Genomic DNA, 20,330 nt, shown 5'->3' with positions numbered 1-20,330 from the left:
TCTTATTATTTTTTTTCGCCGTGACAAAAACGAGGCGTAACTTTAATAACTTTACAGTACAAAAAACGTTATCAGTAAAGGAGTTACACTTTAACCAGGTGAGCAAAAAAAATAACAACCTAAAACCAAAAAACTATGAAAATCCTAAAAAAAATTCTGATCCTTTTAATTCTTATTGTTGCTGTCGTTTTGATTGCAGCTTATTTTATGCCTAAAAATTATGCTATAGAAAGAGAGATTACCATCAACAAACCTGTTGACAGTGTTTTTAAATATGTGAGATCTCTTAAGAATCAAAATGAATTTAGCGTTTGGGCCAACCTTGATCCCAAAATGAAATCGACTTATAAAGGAACTGATGGTAGTGTTGGTTCAATCTCGGCCTGGGAAAGCCAGGTAAAAGAAGTTGGTGAGGGCGAACAGGAAATTACCAAGATTACAGAAGGCAAACGCATTGACTTTGCGCTACGTTTCAAAAAACCAATGGATGATACTGCGATAGGTTTTATGTCGACAGAAACCGCACCGGGAAATCAAACCAAAGTAAAATGGGGCATCAGTGGTGTTATTCCTTACCCAATGAATATTATGCTGCCTATGATGAAAATGGACCAAATGATTGGTAACGACCTGCAAAAAGGTTTGGAAAACTTAAAAACCAAAATGGAAGAATAAAATTTATCGAATCCTTTTTATACAACAAACCCGACAGCTTTTAAAAACTTGTCGGGTTTAATAATAAGGTAGGTATAAAAAATATTATTTTCCTGAAAGGTATCCTAATACATTTTTATCGATACGTTGGTCAATATTATCGATATCAGCTTTTACAAACTTTTCTCCCAAAATATTCTCGTACAATTCGATGTATCGCTCCGAAACTGACTGGATATATTCGTCTGTCATATCCGGAATTTGTTGTCCTTCCTGACCTTGAAATCCATTTTCGATCAACCAGCGACGCACAAACTCTTTTGACAATTGTTTTTGCTCCTCTCCTTTTTCCTGTCTTTCCTGATATCCGTCAGCATAAAAATAACGCGAAGAATCAGGTGTATGAATTTCATCAATTAAAACAATAACACCATCTTTTGTTTTTCCAAACTCATATTTAGTATCTACCAAAATTAAGCCACGACTTGCTGCTATTTCAGTTCCTCTTTGAAACAAAGCACGGGTGTATTTTTCTAAAACAAGGTAATCTTCTTCAGAAACAATTCCTTTTGATAAAATATCTTCACGCGAAATATCTTCGTCATGAGAACCATTATCTGCTTTTGTCGTTGGTGTAATAATAGGTTCCGGAAATTTATCGTTCTCTTTTAAACCTTCTGCCATTGTAACGCCGCAGATTTGTCTTTTTCCGGCAGCATATTCGCGTGCAGCGTGTCCTGAAACATATCCACGAATCACCATTTCTACTTTAAAAGGCTCACATAAATGTCCCACAGCTACATTAGGATCCGGTGTTGCAATCAACCAGTTTGGTACAATATCCTGCGTTAACTCCATAAATTTTGTTGCAATCTGATTCAGGATTTGTCCTTTGTACGGAATTCCTTTTGGCAAAACCACATCAAAAGCCGAAAGTCTGTCGGTTGCTACCATTACTAAAAGATCGTCATTGATATTGTAAACCTCTCTTACTTTTCCACGGTAAACCGATTTCTGATTTGGGAAACTGAAGTTTGTAGTTGTGATTGTATTACTCATTATTCTAGTGTTGTGTTGTTTTTTATGAATGCAAATTTAAAACTAATTAAAAGAAAAAAAGAACCTATTCAGATTCTTTTTTTTAGTCACGGTCTCAGTCGCAGTTTACAGTTTGCAAATTGCGATTGTTATTATCTTATGCATTTGTTAATTCCATATGTAAAATCGGATATGGTTTTCCGCAACCGTCTACATCAGAAACAGATTTTACTTCAAAACCAAAATGCTGATAGAATTCCAAAGCTTGCAAATTATCTTTATTAACATCAACTTTTGTCACGTTTAAATTTTGAATAGCATGCAGCAAAAGTTCTTTTCCAATACCTTTTCCAATTTCATTTGCCGAAACAAATAACATTTCCAGATTTTCATTATTTGTTCCCATAAAAGCAATAATCTCCCCTACCTCATTTTTTACACCATGTAATGTTACGTGCTCAAAGAAGCCAGGAATCAGCTTTTTATAAAACTCAAAATCTTCATTCGTTAAAAAATCGTGTGTAGCTTTCACCGAAGATTCCCAAACATGCATTAATGCCGTATAGTCGCCATTCTCTACTTTGTAAATCAGTTTATTCAAAACTTTAAATGTCTATTTCTAATTGTTCGTTTTTCTACGTATAGTCGCAGTCTCGGTCTCGGTCTCAGTATACAGTCTCAGTTTACAGTTTTCAAACTGCGACTGTGACTGAGACTGAAAACTAAACACTACTTTTTCAATAATGTCGAATTAAACAAATTCAGGATTCTGCTGTATTCGTCAATCCAGGAATACGTTTCTTTAAATCCGTGTGCTTCAACAGGAAATGAAGCCAGACTCCAGTTCTTCTTTTGAAGTTCGATAAAACGCTGTGATAAACGAACGATGTCTTTGTATTCTACATTATCGTCTACCATTCCGTGTAACATCACCAGATTTCCTTTTAAATTATCCGCAAAATAAATTGGAGAGCTTTTTTTGTAGGCTTCCGGATCTGTTTCAGGGAAGTTCAGAATGTTTCCGGTATATCCGTGATTGTAATGCGCCCAATCCGTAACAGAACGTAAGGCTGCACCAGAAGCAAATTCACCAGGAGTGGTCAACATTCCCATTAAAGTAATAAAACCACCGTATGATCCACCATAAATACCCACTCTGTTGGCGTCGATTCCGTATTTTTCAACTAAGTATTTTTTACCATCAAGATGATCTGACAGATCTTTTCCTCCCATAAAACGGTAAATTCCGGTTCTGAAATCGCGTCCGTAACCATCACTTCCTCTGTAATCTATATCCAGAACCGTGTAGCCTAAATCAGTTAGTAAATTATGAAACATATACTCTCTGTAATAGTTGCTCCAATAATTGTGTGCATTTTGCAGGTAACCTGCACCGTGAACAAAAATGATGGCCGCTTTGTTGGCATTTTCTGTTTTTGGCGTATACAATCTCGCATTTACAGGAGTTCCGTCCTGTGCTTTGAAAGTAATTACCTCCGGTTCTCTCCATTTGTATTCTTTGAAACTTTCAGAAACAGAAGATAAGATTTGCTGTAAACTAGTATTCTTTTTATTGTCGGCGATATAAAAGTCCCAAGGGATATTTTTATACGAATAACGCACTAAAAGTGACTTTTCATCAGGAGAAACCACTACTTCATGTGCACCGTCTTTGGTTAAAATAGGTTCCAAAGTACCACCGGCAGCAGGCAATTTATAAAAATTTCTGTTCCCCGGATGTGTAGTGTTGGTCGTTACATAAAATGTCTTTTTATCATTGGACAGGGTCACATCACGAACTTCCCAATTTCCACTGGTTAGTTGCGTTTTCTTTCCCGTTTTTAGGTTGTATGTATACAAATGAGAATAACCTGTAGCCTCTGACTGGAAATAAATGGTTTCATTATCTGCTAAAAAGCCAAGAACTCCCGAATCGAATGAATAAGAAGGAATTCCGGGACCTGCAATCCAGGCATCGTCATGCTGATGCTCAATTTCTTTAAACGATCCGTTGTCAGCATTTAAGCTTACCAGCCATCTGTCTTTGTTATCCTGACTCCTAAGTTCCACAATTGCCAAAGAGCCATTTTCGTTATACACAGGAGCCTGTGCTGTAATTAAACGGTCTTCCTTAGCTTTATTTTTTAAATTGTCGTACGCTTCATAGTACTTCGGATGATCCTGAATATGACTCAAAGTCGAGAAATTAACAAAGTAAACACTGTCTTTTGCAACAGAGTAAATTCCGAATTTCGTTTTTACCAAATTTGCCGTCGAAACCTTGTCTTTTGTATTCGGAGTTTGATTATAACCATCATCCGTTATAAAAACTTCCATTTTTTCTTTTTTAGTGTCTGCCTCTTCGGCCAGGCTAAAAGTGGCAAAATTTCCGTTTGGATTGGCTTTTAAATTGTAAAAATTATCTTTTCCGTAAAAATATTCTTTTGCAAAATCAGATTTAACAGCTTTGCTTTTCGCAAGATTCCATTGTTTCTTAGCCGCTGCATCTCTGATAAACTGAAAGAGTTCTTTTTGCTGGGTCTTTAAAAAAGAATCTTTCTCAGGAGCTTTTTCTTTTTTTGTTCCTTTAGTAAAGTTCGTTAGTTGTAAAACGGTCCCTTCTTTTGCATTGTACTTAAAAATATTATCGTTCTGCTCGAAAAATACCGTTTCTGCCGCCGTACCAAGTTCTACATTTGAGATTGGAGTACTTTGCTGAATAATTTTTTTAATCGTTTTAGTACTGATTGAATACGAATACAAACCTCCTTTATCGCTGTAATACACTACATCTGAAGTCGGTTTCCTTTTAAAATCTAACTTTGAAAAAGCAGCTTCTTTGGGTTCCACCAAAACAGGCTTTACTGCTCCTTTTTGCCAGGAATACGTATTTGCACCCAAATCATTGGTTGGATTCCACTCAAAATATACTTTTTTCCCATCTAAAGACCAGCGTCCGTAAGTGGGTTGATTTCCGATAAAAGATTCGCCTTTCATTATTTCTTCCAATTTCAGGGTTTGGCTATTGCCCGAAATCGCAAGCGTAAAAAAGGCAAGCATAAAAATGTTTTTTGTCATGGTATAGTTTTTTGATCAAACAAAAATACACTTTGAAAATTATTAAAAAAATGTTTTTACAACTTCACACGCTCAATCACTTATCATTAACAAAAAAATCCCCAAAGTGATCTTCGGGGATTCGTAAAATTTATGATACTCTAACGGCCTATAAGACGTAAACCGTCTGTACGTTATCTGTTTTAATGAATTGCTAAGTCGTAAAAATGCTTAAAATTAAGGACTAAAAATATTAATTAACAGCCAATTCTTTATTCAGAATCTTCGAAGCGATATAGCTGGCAACTCCATCTTCGGCATTAGTTTTAATTACTTCCAGTTCCGGTAACGTCTCTTTTAACAAAGCCGGAGCATTTCCCATAATTAAACCTTTTCCGGTTGACGCTAACATTTGTACATCATTAAAGCCATCACCAAAGGAAACTGCTTCTTCCAGAGAAAATCCTTCTATTTCTAAAACACGCTGGATCGCAACGGCTTTATCAACTGATTTATCCATGAATTCCAAACAAGTTGGCAAACTAAAGGCATGGTGCAAATCACTGGATGAATTGGCTAAAATGGCATCTTTTAAGGCTACTAATTTTTCGTGATTCTCATGAGAAAAGAATATTTTAATGGCTCCGAAATCTTCCAGCGTCTTATAATCCACTAATTCCGGACGGTATTTTAACTCGGCTTGAAAAGCGTTTAGTCTTTCATTTACCCTATTGGTTTGCCAAACATTTTCTTTGAACAAAACCACTGTAATTTCCGGGTCAATATCCACATTTAAAGCTGCCTTTACCACGTCGCTTTTTAAATCGAACGCAAAAAGTTCTTCTTTTTCAGGAGAATGAATCCTTGCTCCATTTGAGCTTACGAGATAAACCGGAACTTCAAGCGTTGCAACAATAGCCATCGCATCAAGATGATGACGGCCTGTAGCTACTACGATAAGATAATTTTGATGGTGTAGTTCCTGAAAAATTGATTTGGTGTAATCTGATATTCGGTGTTGAGGGTTGAGTAAAGTTCCGTCTAAGTCACTTACTACAACTTTTATATTTTTAAGCTTTGTCATATTAAAATTCAGGTATTTATCCATTGCAAAAATACTGCTTTGTATGCACAAGAGCAAAGATTTCGGGCTCTGAAAGCGCCAAATACGACAAGTTTATTATATATTTAACTATTTCGTTAAATACTGCATTTTAAACATTTAAACTTTAACAATTCCGTTTTTATATAAATTTAAAGCTTGTTCCAAAATCTTTTCAATCCTTTCTATGGGCAAATCTTCCTCAGCATCGAACAGCATAATTTTCATTCTGGATCGGGCTTCCTGAAGCAAAAAAGGTTCCTCAAAATGTTTTCCTTCTACAATTCCGATATAAGGCTGTTTGTATTTTTTGTGCGTCCATAAATAACAAAACATTTTTCCTTTGTAACAAAAAAAGGGCATTCCGTATTTTAAAACGTTGGTAATGTCAGGATCTTGTTTGAGGATAATTTCCTTTACAGCAAGAAAGATCCCTTTTATAGGTTCTTCCTGTTTTAGGTAGAAATCATCCAGTTGTTTCATCTTCTGATTTTTTCAGTTTTTGCAAAAATAATTTTCAAAGTATCCGGACAACTGGAACTTGGCTTTAACTTATACACTAATAGAATCATTTTTGATGTAAAATTTTTCTTTGGCGAAAATTGCGAATGATGCATTATTCGCAGGTTCACAGTTGGGTATTGTTAAAATGTCTTTTCTATCAAATTTCCCAAAAGGAATGCATTCTACAAATGGAAACATCTTGTAACAAGTATCACTACTTGTACTATTTAGTTCTATCGAATCTCCAACTATTTTCCAATTCCCTTTAGAAATTACTCTCCAATCACAACCTGCACTTTGATATTTAAAAGTACTGTCTTTGTTTATCTTCAAGATTGATTTGTTCGGAATTATATATTCAGTATCATACCAGGTTCCAACAAATTTATTTGGCAAACTTTCTGATTTTTTACATGAAATCAAACTAACAAGAACTAAAATAGGGATAATTCTAAATTTCATTAAATTCTACTTTTTAAACTTCTAACAAAAAAATATTCGTTTTACGCCTCTCTACTCAAAGATAGACATAAAACGAATATTAATAAATGTCAAAACGCATTTCACGATTTACATTTGACATTTTATAAAAAAATTAATCGTGATTTTCTATTTGTTTGTAAGCGTCAATTACCTTTTTGACTAATCTGTGACGTACAATATCTTTATCGTCGAGATAAATAATTCCAATTCCGTCAACGTCTTTTAAAACCAGAATAGCTTCTTTCAAACCTGAAATGGTCCTGCGTGGCAAATCGACCTGTCCGGGATCACCTGTTATCATAAATTTGGCGTTTTTTCCCATACGGGTCAAAAACATTTTCATTTGCGAATGCGTGGTGTTTTGTGCCTCATCCAGAATTACGAAGGCATTATCAAGTGTACGTCCGCGCATAAAAGCCAAAGGCGCAATCTGAATAATTCCTTTTAAAATGTAATCTTCGAGCTTTTCATTGGGAAGCATATCTCGTAAAGCATCATAAAGAGGTTGCATATAAGGATCTAGTTTTTCTTTCATATCGCCAGGTAAAAAACCCAGGTTTTCTCCTGCTTCTACCGCTGGTCGCGTCAATATGATCCTTTTTACTTCTTTGTCTTTAAGTGCTTTTACCGCCATTGCAACACCCGTATACGTCTTTCCGGTTCCGGCAGGTCCTACAGCAAATACCATATCATTTTTTTTGATGGTATCTACCAGTAACTGCTGGTTAGGCGTCATGGCTTTAATAATTTTACCGCCAACACCATGAACTAGTATTTTGTCATGATCGTATGCTTTTTTTTCATCCTGACCATCACTCATGATTACTCGTTCAATTACATTATCATCAATGTTGTTGTATCGGGTAAAATGAAGCATAAGCCTCTGAAACCTTTTTTCGAATTCATCCAAAACTTCTTTTTCGCCAAACGCTTTCAAAGTGGTACCTCTCGCTACTATTTTAAGCTTTGGGTAATACTTTTTAATGATTTCAAGATGAGTGTCTTGAGCGCCCCAAAAGTCTTTTGGAGCGATGTCTATGAGCTCGATAATTCTTTCGTTCAAATGAGATAGTTTTTAATTAAAAATAAATCAGTTTTTATAAATCAGTAGTTGTCGGGTCTTTTTTAGTCGCAGCTTTAGCAGTAGTTTTCAGTTAAGGTGACTGAGACTGAAAACTCAGACTAATAATTGCAATTTATCATTTCATTTTTTCGTTTTTGCAATTACTATTACTAGCTTTGCATTTCTCAAATTTAATGAAAATTAGATTTAAATACTACCAATAGTTATAAACAAAATTATGTCAATAATTACCCTCACTACCGATTACGGCTTAAAAGACCACTTTGTTGGTTCGCTAAAGGGTAAAATACTATCTGAGTATCCAGAGGTTACACTTGTTGACATTTCGCATGACATTGACCCATTTAACACAGCCGAAGCAAGTTACGTTATCGGCGCAGCCTATTTAAGCTTTCCCAAAGGAACTGTTCACCTGATTGGAGTGGATATCGAACGTAATAAAGAAAATCAGCATATTGCCATGCAATGGAACGATCACTACTTTATTTGTGCTGATAACGGTATTTTGAGCATGCTTACGCAAAAGATTGTTCCGCAAAAAATTGTTGCCGTCAACATCCACGACCGATTCCCGAGTGAATTTAGTGATTTGGATATTTTTATAAAAGTAGCCTGCCACATTTCCAAGGGAGGTTTACTTAATGTTATTGGCAAGGAAATTAAAGAAATCAAGCAAATCACAGAGCTACAGCCTGTAGTGGCCAGTGACAACAACTCTATAAAAGGATATGTGATCTATATCGATCATTTCGGAAATGTGGTCACCAACATTTCTAAAAGACAATTTACAGAAGTTGCAAAAGGCCGATCCTATGAAATTGTGATGAAGCCCAAAAGTATCAAGACTATTTTACCCAATTATTCTGCAATTGCGAGTTCGGAAAAATATCCTATAAAAACCTATGAAGGCGAAAAACTAGCGATTTTTAACGAAGCCGGCTTTCTTGAAATTGCCATTTTCAGAAGCAATCCTTCCAAGGTGGGCTCTGCCAATAGCTTGTTAGGATTGAATTACAGAGATGTGATTACGATTAAATTTTTGTAATCGTTTTTGACATTCTGTTTTAGATTTAAAACACTGAAAAATTGGAGTTTGGATTTTCATTATTGGAATTTATTTTTTTTCATCAAAAGAACAATCAATTTTGGTATTTTTGCGCACCTTTAGTATTTGAGATATCAAAAATCTAAAATCAAAAATCTAAAATTGCAATATGTTTGTTCGAATAGTAAAAATGAGTTTTCACGAAGAAAAAATTCCTGATTTTCTGGAGAATTTCGAAAGTGTGAAAGACAAAATACGAAAAGCAGATGGAAATCGGTTCTTAGAACTGTATCAGGATAAAAATGACAAATGCATTTTTTTCACCTATAGTTACTGGGAAACCGAAGAGGATTTGGAAAATTACAGACGATCTGAACTTTTTAATACAGTTTGGGACTTTACCAAAAAACTTTTTAATGCCAAACCCGAAGCGTGGAGCGTGGATAAGCTGGTGAGTTTAAATTAGTTTGTTTCAAGTTTCAAGTTTCAAGTTTCAAGTTTCAAGTTTCAAGTTTCAAGTTTCAAGTTTCAAGTTACAAACAACAGGCAAAGTAAAGCAACCTGAAACTTGAAACCTGAAACAAAAAAAACAATTACACAATTACACGATTAAACAAATAAACGAATAAACCTTATACATGAAATCAATCATTTTAAGAGAAATAAAATCCTTTTTTGGTTCTCCTATTGGCTATCTGGTCATTGCCATTTTCTTAATCAGCAATGGATTATTCTTATGGGTATTTGAAGGAGATTACAATATATTAAACACCGGTTATGCCGATTTAACTCCGTTTTTCACCTTAGCTCCGTGGATTTTAATTTTCCTGATTCCGGCAGTAACCATGAGAAGCTTTTCTGATGAAAAAAAACAAGGAACCCTTGAACTGTTATTGACGAAACCCTTATCGATTTGGGAAATCGTAAACGGAAAATTCCTGGGCTCATTCCTTTTAATTGTTTTAGCCATTATCCCAACGCTTATTTACGTGAAAGTAATTTCGAACTTAGGATCTCCTGAAGGGAATATCGACATGGGAAGCACTATTGGCTCTTACTTCGGATTATTGTTTCTGATTGCTGCTTATTCTGCAATCGGGATCTTTACCTCTACCCTGTCCGAGAATCAGATTGTTGCTTTTATTATTTCGGTTTTTCTATGTTTTATTCTTTATTTTGGTTTTGAAGGTCTGGCTTCATTGATTCCGGGATCTTCTGCTATTGTTTCGACACTTGGCATGCAGGATCATTTTAAAAGTATGAGTCGGGGCGTAATCGATACCCGTGATGTGGTTTATTTTTTAAGCATCACTGTATTGTTTCTGTCATTTACTGTTTATCAATTAAAATCTTTTAAAGCGTAATGAAGTCATCTACTCAACAAAATATTAAAACATTAGGAATTACTGTTTTTGTTTTAATCGTTTTAAATGTATTGGGAAGTTTATTTTTCCACCGATTCGATTTAACCAAAGACAAACGATACACCTTATCCGAAACTTCTTTACAGATCGTAAAACAGGTTAAAAACCCACTGTCGATCAAGATTTATATGCAGGGTGAACTGCCGCCAGATTTTAGACGTCTTCAACAAGAAACACGTCAGCTGTTGGAAGAATTTCAGGCCTATAACCACAATATTGTCTTTGAATTCGTTAATCCTTTAGAAAACGAAGACGAGAGCATGGATGTTATTAAATCGCTTTATCAAAAAGGCCTAACACCCATAAATATTACTGTCGACGACAAAGGAAAACAATCTCAGGCTATGGTTTTCCCATGGGCTGTTGCGGTTTACAACAATAAGGAAGTTAATATTCCGCTGTTGAAAAACATCATGGGAGCTTCAACTACCCAAAAAGTAATCGGATCGATTCAGCATTTAGAATATTCGATTGCAGATGCGATCAATAAAATTAGTAAAGACAGACAAAAAAAGGTCGCCATTATAAAAGGAAATGGAGAGTTGAACGAGATTCACATTGCCAAAATGCTGCAGCAAATTCGCGAAAGCTATTACATCGGTCCGTTTACATTAGACTCTGTAGCCAAAAGCCCGACTGAAACTTTAGCAGCGCTTAAAAAATACGACTTAGCCATTATTTCAAAACCAACAGAAACTTTCTCTGACGAGGAAAAACAGGTTTTGGATCAGTTTATCATGAACGGAGGTAAAACTTTATGGTTAATCGATCAGGTGGCTGCCGACATGGACAGTCTTTACAACCAGGCTGGAGCAACTCTGGCCTATCCGAGAGATCTGAATCTGAACGATATGTTTTTTAAATACGGCTTCAGAATCAATCCTGATTTGATCAAAGACGAACAAGGAAGCCCTATTAAACTGGCTACTGGCGAACAAGGAAGCGCTACACAATATCAGGACTTTATTTGGAAATATGCCCCGCAGGTGTACCCAACCAGCCAACATCCGATTGTGAAAAATTTAGGCGGCATCCGATTTGATTTTGCGAGTCCGATTGACACCTTAAAAAACGGAATCAAAAAAACAGTTTTACTGCAATCTTCTCCCTATTCAAAAGCAATTGGAACTCCTGCTCCAATCAATCTAAACAGTGTAACCGAAAAAGCATCTCCTCAGGAATATGCAAACAAAGGCAATATTCCGCTTTCCGTTTTACTGGAAGGATCCTTCCATTCCGCTTTTGAAAATCGTGTTTTGCCTTTCAAAGAAAATTCATTTTTAGCGAAAGGAAAACCAAACAAAATGATTGTAATAGCCGATGGTGATTTGGCCAGAAATCAGTTGGACAAAAACATGATGCCTGTAGAATTGGGCTATGATCAGCGTACCGGAAACCTGTATGACAACAAAGATTTCATGATGAATTGCATCAATTATTTGCTGGATGATACCGGACTTATTAACATTAGAAGTAAAGATGTCAGCCTGCCCCTATTGGACAAAGAGAAGGTTTATGAAAATTATACACTCACACAGTTCATAACTATCGGACTTCCAATTCTAATTTTACTGATTTTTGGATTGGTATTTACCTATATGCGAAGAAGAAAGTACAGCAAGTAGATGTTAATAAAAAAATTACTTAAATTAAGATTGTTTACGATATATTTGTAAAACCTATCTTAGTTGAAGAAAAACTAAAGAAAAGAGCAAAAAAATAAAATAATAGAGATGAAATTTATAGTATCGAGTTCGTACTTATTAAAACAATTACAAGTTTTAGGTAGTGTAATTAACAGCAACAATACGTTGCCTATTTTAGACAACTTTTTATTTGAACTAGACAACAGCGAGCTGACAGTTTCGGCTTCGGATCTTGAGACTACGATGTCTGCTACATTATCAATCGATTCTACAAGTAAAGGAAGTGTTGCTGTGCCAGCTAAACTTTTGCTTGAAATTTTAAAAACGTTTCCGGAACAACCCCTAACTTTTACGGTTGAAGAAAACAATACTGTTGAAATTAGTTCTAACTCTGGAAAATATGCTTTAGCATACGCTGCCGGTGAAGAATTTCCAAAATCGGTAAGTCTTGAAGAACCGTCGGTAACACTTGTTCCTGCTGATGTTTTAGCTACTGCTGTAAGCAAAACTATTTTTGCTGCCGGAAATGACGATTTACGTCCGGTAATGTCCGGAGTTTTCTTCCAATTCTCACCTGAAGGATTAACTTTTGTAGCAACAGATGCACACAAATTAGTAAAATATGCCCGTACAGACGTAAAAGCGTCTCAGGTAGCTGATTTTATTATGCCAAAGAAACCTTTGAATATTTTAAAAAGTATTTTAGGAACTTCTGATGCCGAAGTAAAAATCGAATACAACGATTCAAATGCGACTTTCTCATTTGACAATTATATTTTAACGTGTCGTTTAATCGATGGAAAATACCCTAACTATGAAGCGGTAATTCCAAAAGAAAATCCAAACAAATTAATGATTGACCGTTCTCTATTTTTAAGTTCAGTTAAGCGTGTGGCCATTTTCTCTAACAAAACTACACACCAAATTCGTTTAAAAATTGCCGGAGCTGAATTAAATGTTTCTGCAGAAGATATCGATTACTCCAACAAAGCCGAAGAAAGATTAACTTGTGATTATCAAGGAGATGATCTTCAAATTGGTTTCAACTCTCGCTTCTTAACTGAAATGCTGACGAACCTGCAATCGGATATGATTATGTTGGAGATGTCATTGCCTAACAGAGCAGGAATCCTTACGCCGGTTGACGGTTTAGAGGAAGGCGAAACTGTAACAATGCTGGTAATGCCTGTAATGTTAAATAGTTAACATCAAAACTTCTTTTTGTTACAGAGATTTTTTTTAGTTTGAAATTAAAGACATATCATTGTAAAAAAAATAACATCGCTATTAACCAACCATTTTTTATACCTAGAAACCGCAATTCTTTTTTTAAGATTTGCGGTTTTTTATTTTTGGTAATTTTTTTGTTTCAGGTTTCAGGTTTCAGGTTTCAAGTTTCAGGTTTCAGGTTGAAATGCGAGTTTCTTTCTAAAAAGAATAAAATTTCAAATTCTAATAAATATAAATCCCAAATTCTAATGATCAACAATTGGAATTTGGGATTTATTTTATTGAACATTTAGACCCGACAGGTTTTAAAAACCTGTCGGGTCTATACGATATCGATTATATCAAACCAACAACTTGAAACCTGAAACCTTTTTTTTTAACTTTGCAAAATGAAAATAGAAATTTGGTCGGACATCATGTGTCCGTTTTGTTATATCGGAAAAAGACAACTGGAAACAGCTTTAGCTGAATTTCCAAATGATGAATTTGAAATTGAATGGAAAAGCTTTCAGCTCGACCCAACGATCACGCCGCAATCAGGTAAAGATGTTTATACGTTTCTGGCGGAACGAAAAGGGTTTTCTGCTGAGCAATCCATCGAAATGCACAAAGGTGTCACAGAACGCGCAAAAAGCGTAGGTTTGGACTATCATTTTGATAAAGCGATCATTTCAAATTCACTAACAGCACACCGTATCATTCATTTGGCTAAAACGAAAAGCCTTGGTGATCAAATGGAGGAAATTTTCTTCAGAGCATATTTTACCGAAGGAAAAGATTTAAACGATTCCCAAACCCTAATCGAATTAGGCGTTCAGGCTGGTTTAGACCCAAAAGAGGTACAAGAAGTCGTAGAAGATGAAAAACTTTATTTAAACGACGTTCATTCCGACATACATGAAGCCAATCAAATTGGTGTGCAAGGAGTTCCGTTTTTTGTTTTTGATCGAAAATATGCCGTTTCCGGGGCTCAGCCTGTGGAAGCTTTTGTGAACACCATTAAAGAAATGCAGAAATAGATTGTAGATTTTAGATTGCAGATTGCAGATTGCAGATTTTCTGTGCGATTACTTTGTCGCTTGCTGTATGTATTAACTCTCCTAAGAATTAAAAAATAAAAAGAAAATTGTTGTCTTCTTCGACTCCGCTCAGTGTGACAAACCCAATACACAGTTTATAACAATAGATTTCGCGGTCAATAATCTAAAATCTGCAATCTAAAATCTTCTAAATAACTCCCATTTTTTGCATCAGGAAAGTAGCACTTTTATTTTTACAAATTCCGCTTCGAAGTTTGTAATCAAAATGAAGATCGTTATTTTTAATTTCCACTTCAAAACACTGGTTGGTTAAAATATCAGGATATTCATTTGTTGTCAAACAAACCTCAATATCGTGTGTCGCAATAGCCCCAATCGCTTTCCTGGCGATTATTTTTTTAACGACTTCGATCGTTCCGTTTCGTTTATCATCGGAGTTTGTTCCTCTTAAAATTTCATCCAGCAAAACAAAAGCAGGGCGTTCTTCCAACGCATCCATAATTTGTTTCAAACGCTTAATTTCAGCAAAAAAGTAGGATTCACTATCTGCTAACGAATCAGACAATCGCATTGAAACTAATACTGGAAGTGGATGCAGCTCCGCTTTTGATGCACAAACAACTGAACCTATTCCGCCTAAAACCATATTGATCCCCAAACTTCTCAAAAAAGTACTTTTTCCCGACATATTAGAACCTGTCAGAATCATAAAAGATTCAGGGTAAAAATGAGTATCATTCCCTACTCTCGTTTCCGGATTTAATAAAGGATGTCCCAGATTTGAAAACCCAATTTTATAGTCTGAGTTGATCTCCGGAAAAACAAAGTCCGGATTATTGTAAGCCAAATTGGCTAAACTATTCAATGTTTCAAATTCTCCAATAATAGCAATCCATTTTTCAAGTTCAGCCGAATAGTTTTGTTTCCAATTTAAAAGTGCTTTCAAAACGTGCAGATTGAACAAAAACATACCGTTAAAAACAGTAGCGGTTACAAAATTGTTAATGGTATCCATTCTCGAAAACAACTCCGAAAGATCTTTCAAGTGTTTGCTTGCGGTTGCATTTCTAAAAATAAGCTGCTGCTGCAAATCAATTAATCTTTTAGACTGAAAAGATTCGGTTTCTATTTTCTGAACCAATAAACTATACTGTTTGATAATTTTGTCTACATTATCCGCTTTGGCAATCTCCGACTGAATTCGTTTAAAAGAACTCCCCAAAACAATCATATTAGCAATAAAAATGTAGCTCAGATAAGATAATAAAATTGTTTTTGAAGTAATAAAATAGGCTGCCAAAAAGCCTAAAAACAAACTTGGAAAAATAACCGAGATTGCAATTAATACTTTAGGTAAAATATTATTTTTAAATGAATTCCAATGAACTAAAGATTGGTAAGATTCTTTGGTGTCATAACTAATCATCGCTAAAGCCATGAAATCCTGACGCCAATCGATTTTTGTTTTTAATTCATTGATCGCTTCCTGATTTTCAAGAATAGTTTCATTCGAAGACAGCTTCAATAATTGATCTGCCAATGTCTTTTTACCAATATAAGTTGCCGTTCGGTTTAAATTCTGAAACAGCGAATGATCTCCAAAAACATCAAGATCGTACGCATAAGGATGACTAAAATCATTAAATTCTACTCCATTCTCAAAAGAGATTTTTTCTCTTTTTAAATACGCAATTTCATTCTGATTTAGTTTCAAAATTGCTTTAGTAAGTTCTCTCTGAAAAGACAGAGCAGAATGAATTCGCATTAAAAAAAGAAAACCAACAAAAGACAAAAAAGCAAAAGCTGCATAAAGTATTTCGTTGGTTTTAATGTAATAAAACAATAAGAACAAACATAGAAATACGCTTAAAAGACGCAGTATACTAATGCTATTGTATTTTTTGTTGATTTTATTAAAACGTCCTGTATAGTGCTCAACTTTATTCTGATATGCTTCCATTCTTCTAATTTAATGAAACACAAATATAGGTTTTACACTTACATTCCAGTAGTAATTCTCTAATAGATTTTAGGTTTCATGCATGACCAAAACAGGTATCGAAACTTCTTTGGTGATCTTTTTTGAGAAACTCGATTCAAAAATACTTTCGAAGAAAGATCTTTTGTGTGTAATAACCGTTAAAACATCCAGATCTTTATAAAGTACAAAATCAAGAATGGTTTCTTTTACTTCGTCACTTGGCAGAACCAAAAACTCTACATTTTCATTCGCAAATTCTTTATCCCACTCTTTAATTGTGGCATCAGAAACATCTGTATTGGATGCCCTGACATACAAACTTTTTACCTTCGCATTTGTTTTCTTTGCAATTGCCAAAACTTTACGAAGCTCGGCTTTATCTTTTTCACGGTAACGGGTTGTAAAACCAATTGTTTTTATTTTTTTAAATTTCGCAGCTGCCGGAATACATAAAACAGGAACTTTAACCTCTGAAATTACAGAGCTGGTGTTTGATCCGAGAAAAAATTTCGTCCAGTCCGAAACTCCTGAAGTTCCCATGATTACAAAATCGATATGGTCCTCTTCTACCGCATTTTTGAGATTGTAAATTAAATCTCCATCCATCAAACGGTGTTTGATCACAATTGAATCCAGTTTTCGCTCGGCAGCAATGGCTCTAAGCTTTGGAATTTCGTCTTTAAACATTTCAAATTTTGCCAATTCGATCGAACTGTAGATCGAAGCGTAATTTTCGGGGAAAAATTGACTGTCGTAAACCGGAATCTCAAAAGTATGCAACAAAACAAGCTCGGCATTTACAATTTTAGCAAATTCTAAGGCGTGAACAAAAGCATTTGTTGCCGCTTCAGAAAAATCTGTTGGAAATAATATCTTTTTCATTTTGTTTGAGATTAAAGGTTTGTTTCTCAAATTTAATCATTCTAGGCTCAAAACAAACTGATAATTATCAGTATTTTAACATTTGACAATTTATTAAAATTGGCATTTTAAAAAACTTAAATCCTCATTTTCAAGTCAGCTTTGAGTTCGTAATTTTGTGCCTTTTTTTATACCTTTGCAACATGATAAATCAAGATTCTATAGTTGCATTGGCTACCCCATCAGGGGCTGGAGCTATCGCTATCATACGTATTTCAGGTTCTGACGCCATAACGATCGGAAATTCAGTTTTTAAATCCATAAAAAACAAGGATTTAACCACGCAAAAAACACATACTTTACATTTAGGGCATATTGTAGATGGTTCTAAAACGCTGGATGAAGTATTGATTTCTGTTTTTAAAGGTCCTAACTCTTATACAGGCGAGAATACGATTGAAATTTCGTGTCACGGCTCTACTTACATCCAACAGCAAATTATTCAGCTGCTGTTAAGAAAAGGATGCCGAATGGCCGATCCGGGAGAATTTACGCTTAGAGCTTTTCTAAACGGAAAACTTGATTTGTCGCAGGCAGAAGCTGTTGCCGATTTGATTTCATCAGATAACGAAGCTTCTCACCAAATCGCCATGCAGCAAATGCGCGGTGGTTTTAGTAATGAGATTGCCAAACTCCGTGAAGAACTTTTAAATTTTGCTTCTCTAATTGAACTGGAACTGGATTTTGCCGAAGAAGACGTAGAATTTGCAGACCGTACGCAATTTCATGAGTTATTAAACCGAATTGAATTTGTTTTAAAACGTCTGATTGATTCGTTTGCCGTTGGAAATGTTATTAAAAACGGTATTCCCGTTGCCATTGTGGGCGAACCTAATGTGGGGAAATCAACTTTACTGAATGCCTTGTTAAACGAAGAACGTGCCATTGTTTCTGACATTGCCGGAACAACACGCGACACGATCGAAGATGAATTAGTGATTGGCGGAATCGGCTTTAGGTTTATCGATACAGCAGGGATTCGTGAAACCAAAGATGTTGTAGAAAGCATCGGAATCAAAAAAACATTTGAGAAAATCGACCAGGCACAGGTTGTGATTTATTTGTTTGATGGTTTCAAGTTTCAGGTTTCAAGCTCTGAGTTTGTTTCTGAAATTGAGCAAATCAAAAATAAATATCCGCTAAAACCTCTGTTAATTGTTGTCAATAAAAAAGATATATTGTCTCCTGATGAAGTTGCAAACATCACCAATAAACTTGAAAATTTAAACGCAAAATTATTATTGATTTCAGCTAAAGAGAAAATTGGTGTTGATGATTTAAAAAATGAATTACTTTCTTTTGTCAATACCGGAGCCCTCCGAAACAATGAAACGATAGTAACGAATACAAGACATTACGATTCTTTACTTAAAGCATTAGATGAAATTCAGAAAGTAAAATTTGGTTTAGAGACTAATCTTTCCAGTGACCTGATTGCACTTGATATTCGCGAAGCTTTATACCAATTTGGTCTTATCACAGGTCAGGTTTCGAACGATGAGTTACTGGGGAATATTTTTGCTAATTTCTGTATTGGGAAATAACATCGCAAAACAACACTAAACAAACGCGTTTAAAATTACCAGAATCTGCGAATTCTGTAAAAATGAGTTTACAGCACGCACAACAAAAACACTTTACTACTTTCTTAAATTTAGCTCCAGGAGCCTAATAAATTAAGGACTAGACGGTCTAAAATTGACCAAAGCAAAGGAAAAACATACCGGCTCATTGAGCGTGGCGAACTTGATATCACTAAGTTCGCCACCATAATCGCTCTTCGAAGATGTGATCTGGATATCTTTTTCTCCATTCCATCATAAGCTATTCTTTACAAACACGACCTTTTGAGGTAGTCACTTTAAACCGGAATCAATTGATCTTTTCTACCGCAATACGGTGGTCACTTTTACCAGAATTTTCAAGCAATCCTATAACACTATCACCGAGTTGTAGCATGGCTCATTTTTGCCTTTTAGCCTTAGCAGAATATTACATGAAGCATTACTGTTTTGACTAAACATATGTGTATTGTAAGCTGTTGGTTAGTCCTGCAAACAAAAAAAAAGCTAATTTATTTAAAATCAAGTATTTATACGCTATCTCATAATTTTGTAATAAAGTAATTTTGAAGAGTAATATTACAAAAGCAAAAACTATCAGTAAGCTAATTTTTACAATACCAAGCGTAATTTAGAATACGATATTCTAAAAAGTAACATAAAAAATACGGATTTATGGTCTTGCTTAATTCGTTTACTAGTAGAAAAAAAACAATGCTGCAGCACCCATTTAAACAAACCTTCCTGTAGAGGTTTTTATTACAGGGGCGGAAACCGAAAAGCCTCATGAGTAGGACAAATACTTTAGAAACACCGGAAAGTCTGGTGGTCTAAGGTTAGTTGTTACAGGTAGTTATAAATTCTTGTAGCAATGATTACAACCCCAAAAACAAATAAACAATGAGCACTATTATTGACAATTTTGAGAAACATGATTATGTTATACTTGAAACACGTGGCGTTACTAATGATGGCACATGGATACATACAGAAGGAAATGATTACATCTTTTATTATAAACTAGACATCTGGTCCGAGGAGCAAAACCGAATAATGGGAAATGCCTTCTTAAGAGCCTTACAAGTTCCTAACAAAATAAAAGACGCTGTACTGGCAACTTCAGGACAACAAGTGGTGGATGGTCTTTATACACTAGATCAACCTGCTATGGTGAAAGCTTTGAATTCTATAAGAGGAATGTCACAAACTAATGTAGTCCAAAGAACATTAATTGGTAATGGTACTATACAGCAAGCAAATGAGCAGTTGTTTAACGATATCCTATCAGGTGTGGGCGGTTCAGTAAACCCAATGCGCGACTATCTTAATAGAGCGATGGCTGCGACTCAGGCTGCGGCTGCGGGTAACACAACAGCTCAAAACCTTGGTACAACTATTACGTTACTGTCTTTAGTACCTGGTCTGAACATACCTGCAAATTCCGGTTATATTGATCACCCCATTCCGTTTTAAAGTGAGCACCTGATTCCAGTTCAAAATGACCACCTAATTCCGGAGCAAAATGACCACCTCCGTTTTGATTAAAAACTATATTTTTT

18 protein-coding genes are annotated in these 20,330 nt (G+C 35.2%); 9 read left to right on the top strand and 9 right to left on the bottom strand.

What is annotated here, in order from left to right:
* The first annotated feature begins 135 nt into the window (after positions 1-135).
* The gene (locus tag ACN1CN_RS21500) at positions 136-675 is read left to right on the top strand and encodes an SRPBCC family protein (protein ID WP_419137549.1); all 540 of its coding nucleotides are present in this window, start codon (positions 136-138) and stop codon (positions 673-675) included.
* 84 nt (positions 676-759) lie between these two features.
* Here the strand turns inward: ACN1CN_RS21500 and ACN1CN_RS21495 are convergent, their stop codons facing one another.
* The 7 genes from ACN1CN_RS21495 to ACN1CN_RS21465 all read right to left on the bottom strand — a co-directional run bounded on the left by ACN1CN_RS21495 (position 760) and on the right by ACN1CN_RS21465 (position 7,901).
* On the bottom strand, positions 760-1,713 hold the full coding sequence (locus ACN1CN_RS21495; RefSeq protein ID WP_419137547.1) for a phosphoribosylaminoimidazolesuccinocarboxamide synthase: 954 nt from the start codon (positions 1,711-1,713) through the stop codon (positions 760-762).
* Positions 1,714-1,849: 136 nt separating this feature from the next.
* Positions 1,850-2,293, bottom strand: coding sequence for a GNAT family N-acetyltransferase (locus ACN1CN_RS21490; protein ID WP_419137545.1), 444 nt, complete (start codon positions 2,291-2,293; stop codon positions 1,850-1,852).
* 128 nt (positions 2,294-2,421) lie between these two features.
* On the bottom strand, positions 2,422-4,770 hold the full coding sequence (locus ACN1CN_RS21485; RefSeq protein ID WP_419137543.1) for a prolyl oligopeptidase family serine peptidase: 2,349 nt from the start codon (positions 4,768-4,770) through the stop codon (positions 2,422-2,424).
* A 232-nt stretch (positions 4,771-5,002) separates the two neighbouring features.
* Positions 5,003-5,833 (bottom strand): Cof-type HAD-IIB family hydrolase, encoded by an 831-nt coding sequence (locus tag ACN1CN_RS21480; protein WP_419137541.1) that lies wholly within the window; start codon positions 5,831-5,833, stop codon positions 5,003-5,005.
* Positions 5,834-5,971: 138 nt separating this feature from the next.
* A complete protein-coding gene (locus ACN1CN_RS21475; protein ID WP_419137539.1) occupies positions 5,972-6,334 on the bottom strand; it encodes a DUF1801 domain-containing protein in 363 nt (120 codons plus the stop codon).
* Between the two features lie 69 nt (positions 6,335-6,403).
* Positions 6,404-6,817: a hypothetical protein gene (locus tag ACN1CN_RS21470; RefSeq protein WP_419137537.1), complete on the bottom strand. Its 414-nt coding sequence runs from the start codon at positions 6,815-6,817 to the stop codon at positions 6,404-6,406.
* Positions 6,818-6,950: 133 nt separating this feature from the next.
* A complete protein-coding gene (locus ACN1CN_RS21465; protein WP_173967496.1) occupies positions 6,951-7,901 on the bottom strand; it encodes a PhoH family protein in 951 nt (316 codons plus the stop codon).
* Between the two features lie 238 nt (positions 7,902-8,139).
* On the opposite strand from ACN1CN_RS21465, the gene ACN1CN_RS21460 reads away from it, so the two are divergent.
* The 6 genes from ACN1CN_RS21460 to ACN1CN_RS21435 all read left to right on the top strand — a co-directional run bounded on the left by ACN1CN_RS21460 (position 8,140) and on the right by ACN1CN_RS21435 (position 14,286).
* A complete protein-coding gene (locus ACN1CN_RS21460) occupies positions 8,140-8,967 on the top strand; it encodes an SAM hydrolase/SAM-dependent halogenase family protein (protein ID WP_291286963.1) in 828 nt (275 codons plus the stop codon).
* A gap of 169 nt (positions 8,968-9,136) precedes the next feature.
* The gene (locus ACN1CN_RS21455; RefSeq protein ID WP_419137534.1) at positions 9,137-9,433 is read left to right on the top strand and encodes a putative quinol monooxygenase; all 297 of its coding nucleotides are present in this window, start codon (positions 9,137-9,139) and stop codon (positions 9,431-9,433) included.
* Between the two features lie 172 nt (positions 9,434-9,605).
* The gene (gene gldF / locus ACN1CN_RS21450) at positions 9,606-10,331 is read left to right on the top strand and encodes a gliding motility-associated ABC transporter permease subunit GldF (RefSeq protein ID WP_291286962.1); all 726 of its coding nucleotides are present in this window, start codon (positions 9,606-9,608) and stop codon (positions 10,329-10,331) included.
* Positions 10,331-12,016 (top strand): gliding motility-associated ABC transporter substrate-binding protein GldG, encoded by a 1,686-nt coding sequence (gene gldG / locus ACN1CN_RS21445; protein WP_419137532.1) that lies wholly within the window; start codon positions 10,331-10,333, stop codon positions 12,014-12,016. Before gldF ends, gldG begins: the two co-directional genes overlap by 1 nt.
* A gap of 108 nt (positions 12,017-12,124) precedes the next feature.
* Positions 12,125-13,243 carry a DNA polymerase III subunit beta gene (gene dnaN, locus ACN1CN_RS21440; protein ID WP_173967501.1) on the top strand — a complete coding sequence of 373 codons (1,119 nt, stop codon included), beginning with the start codon at positions 12,125-12,127 and terminating at the stop codon, positions 13,241-13,243.
* Between the two features lie 413 nt (positions 13,244-13,656).
* Positions 13,657-14,286, top strand: coding sequence for a DsbA family oxidoreductase (locus ACN1CN_RS21435; protein ID WP_419137529.1), 630 nt, complete (start codon positions 13,657-13,659; stop codon positions 14,284-14,286).
* A 208-nt stretch (positions 14,287-14,494) separates the two neighbouring features.
* On the opposite strand, the gene ACN1CN_RS21430 is transcribed toward ACN1CN_RS21435, so the two are convergent.
* A complete protein-coding gene (locus ACN1CN_RS21430) occupies positions 14,495-16,267 on the bottom strand; it encodes a MutS-related protein (RefSeq protein ID WP_419137528.1) in 1,773 nt (590 codons plus the stop codon).
* Positions 16,268-16,336: 69 nt separating this feature from the next.
* Positions 16,337-17,170: a universal stress protein gene (locus tag ACN1CN_RS21425; protein ID WP_419137526.1), complete on the bottom strand. Its 834-nt coding sequence runs from the start codon at positions 17,168-17,170 to the stop codon at positions 16,337-16,339.
* Positions 17,171-17,352: 182 nt separating this feature from the next.
* Here ACN1CN_RS21425 and mnmE point away from each other — a divergent pair, with 182 nt between their 5' ends.
* Positions 17,353-18,753 (top strand): tRNA uridine-5-carboxymethylaminomethyl(34) synthesis GTPase MnmE, encoded by a 1,401-nt coding sequence (mnmE, locus tag ACN1CN_RS21420; protein WP_419137525.1) that lies wholly within the window; start codon positions 17,353-17,355, stop codon positions 18,751-18,753.
* Positions 18,754-19,671: 918 nt separating this feature from the next.
* Positions 19,672-20,244 carry a hypothetical protein gene (locus tag ACN1CN_RS21415; RefSeq protein WP_419137523.1) on the top strand — a complete coding sequence of 191 codons (573 nt, stop codon included), beginning with the start codon at positions 19,672-19,674 and terminating at the stop codon, positions 20,242-20,244.
* The last annotated feature ends 86 nt before the right edge of the window (positions 20,245-20,330 follow it).

The organism is Flavobacterium sp. T12S277 (genome assembly GCF_048514875.1).
Taxonomy (GTDB): Bacteria; Bacteroidota; Bacteroidia; order Flavobacteriales; family Flavobacteriaceae; genus Flavobacterium.
This window is presented reverse-complemented; position numbering and strand designations above follow the sequence as displayed.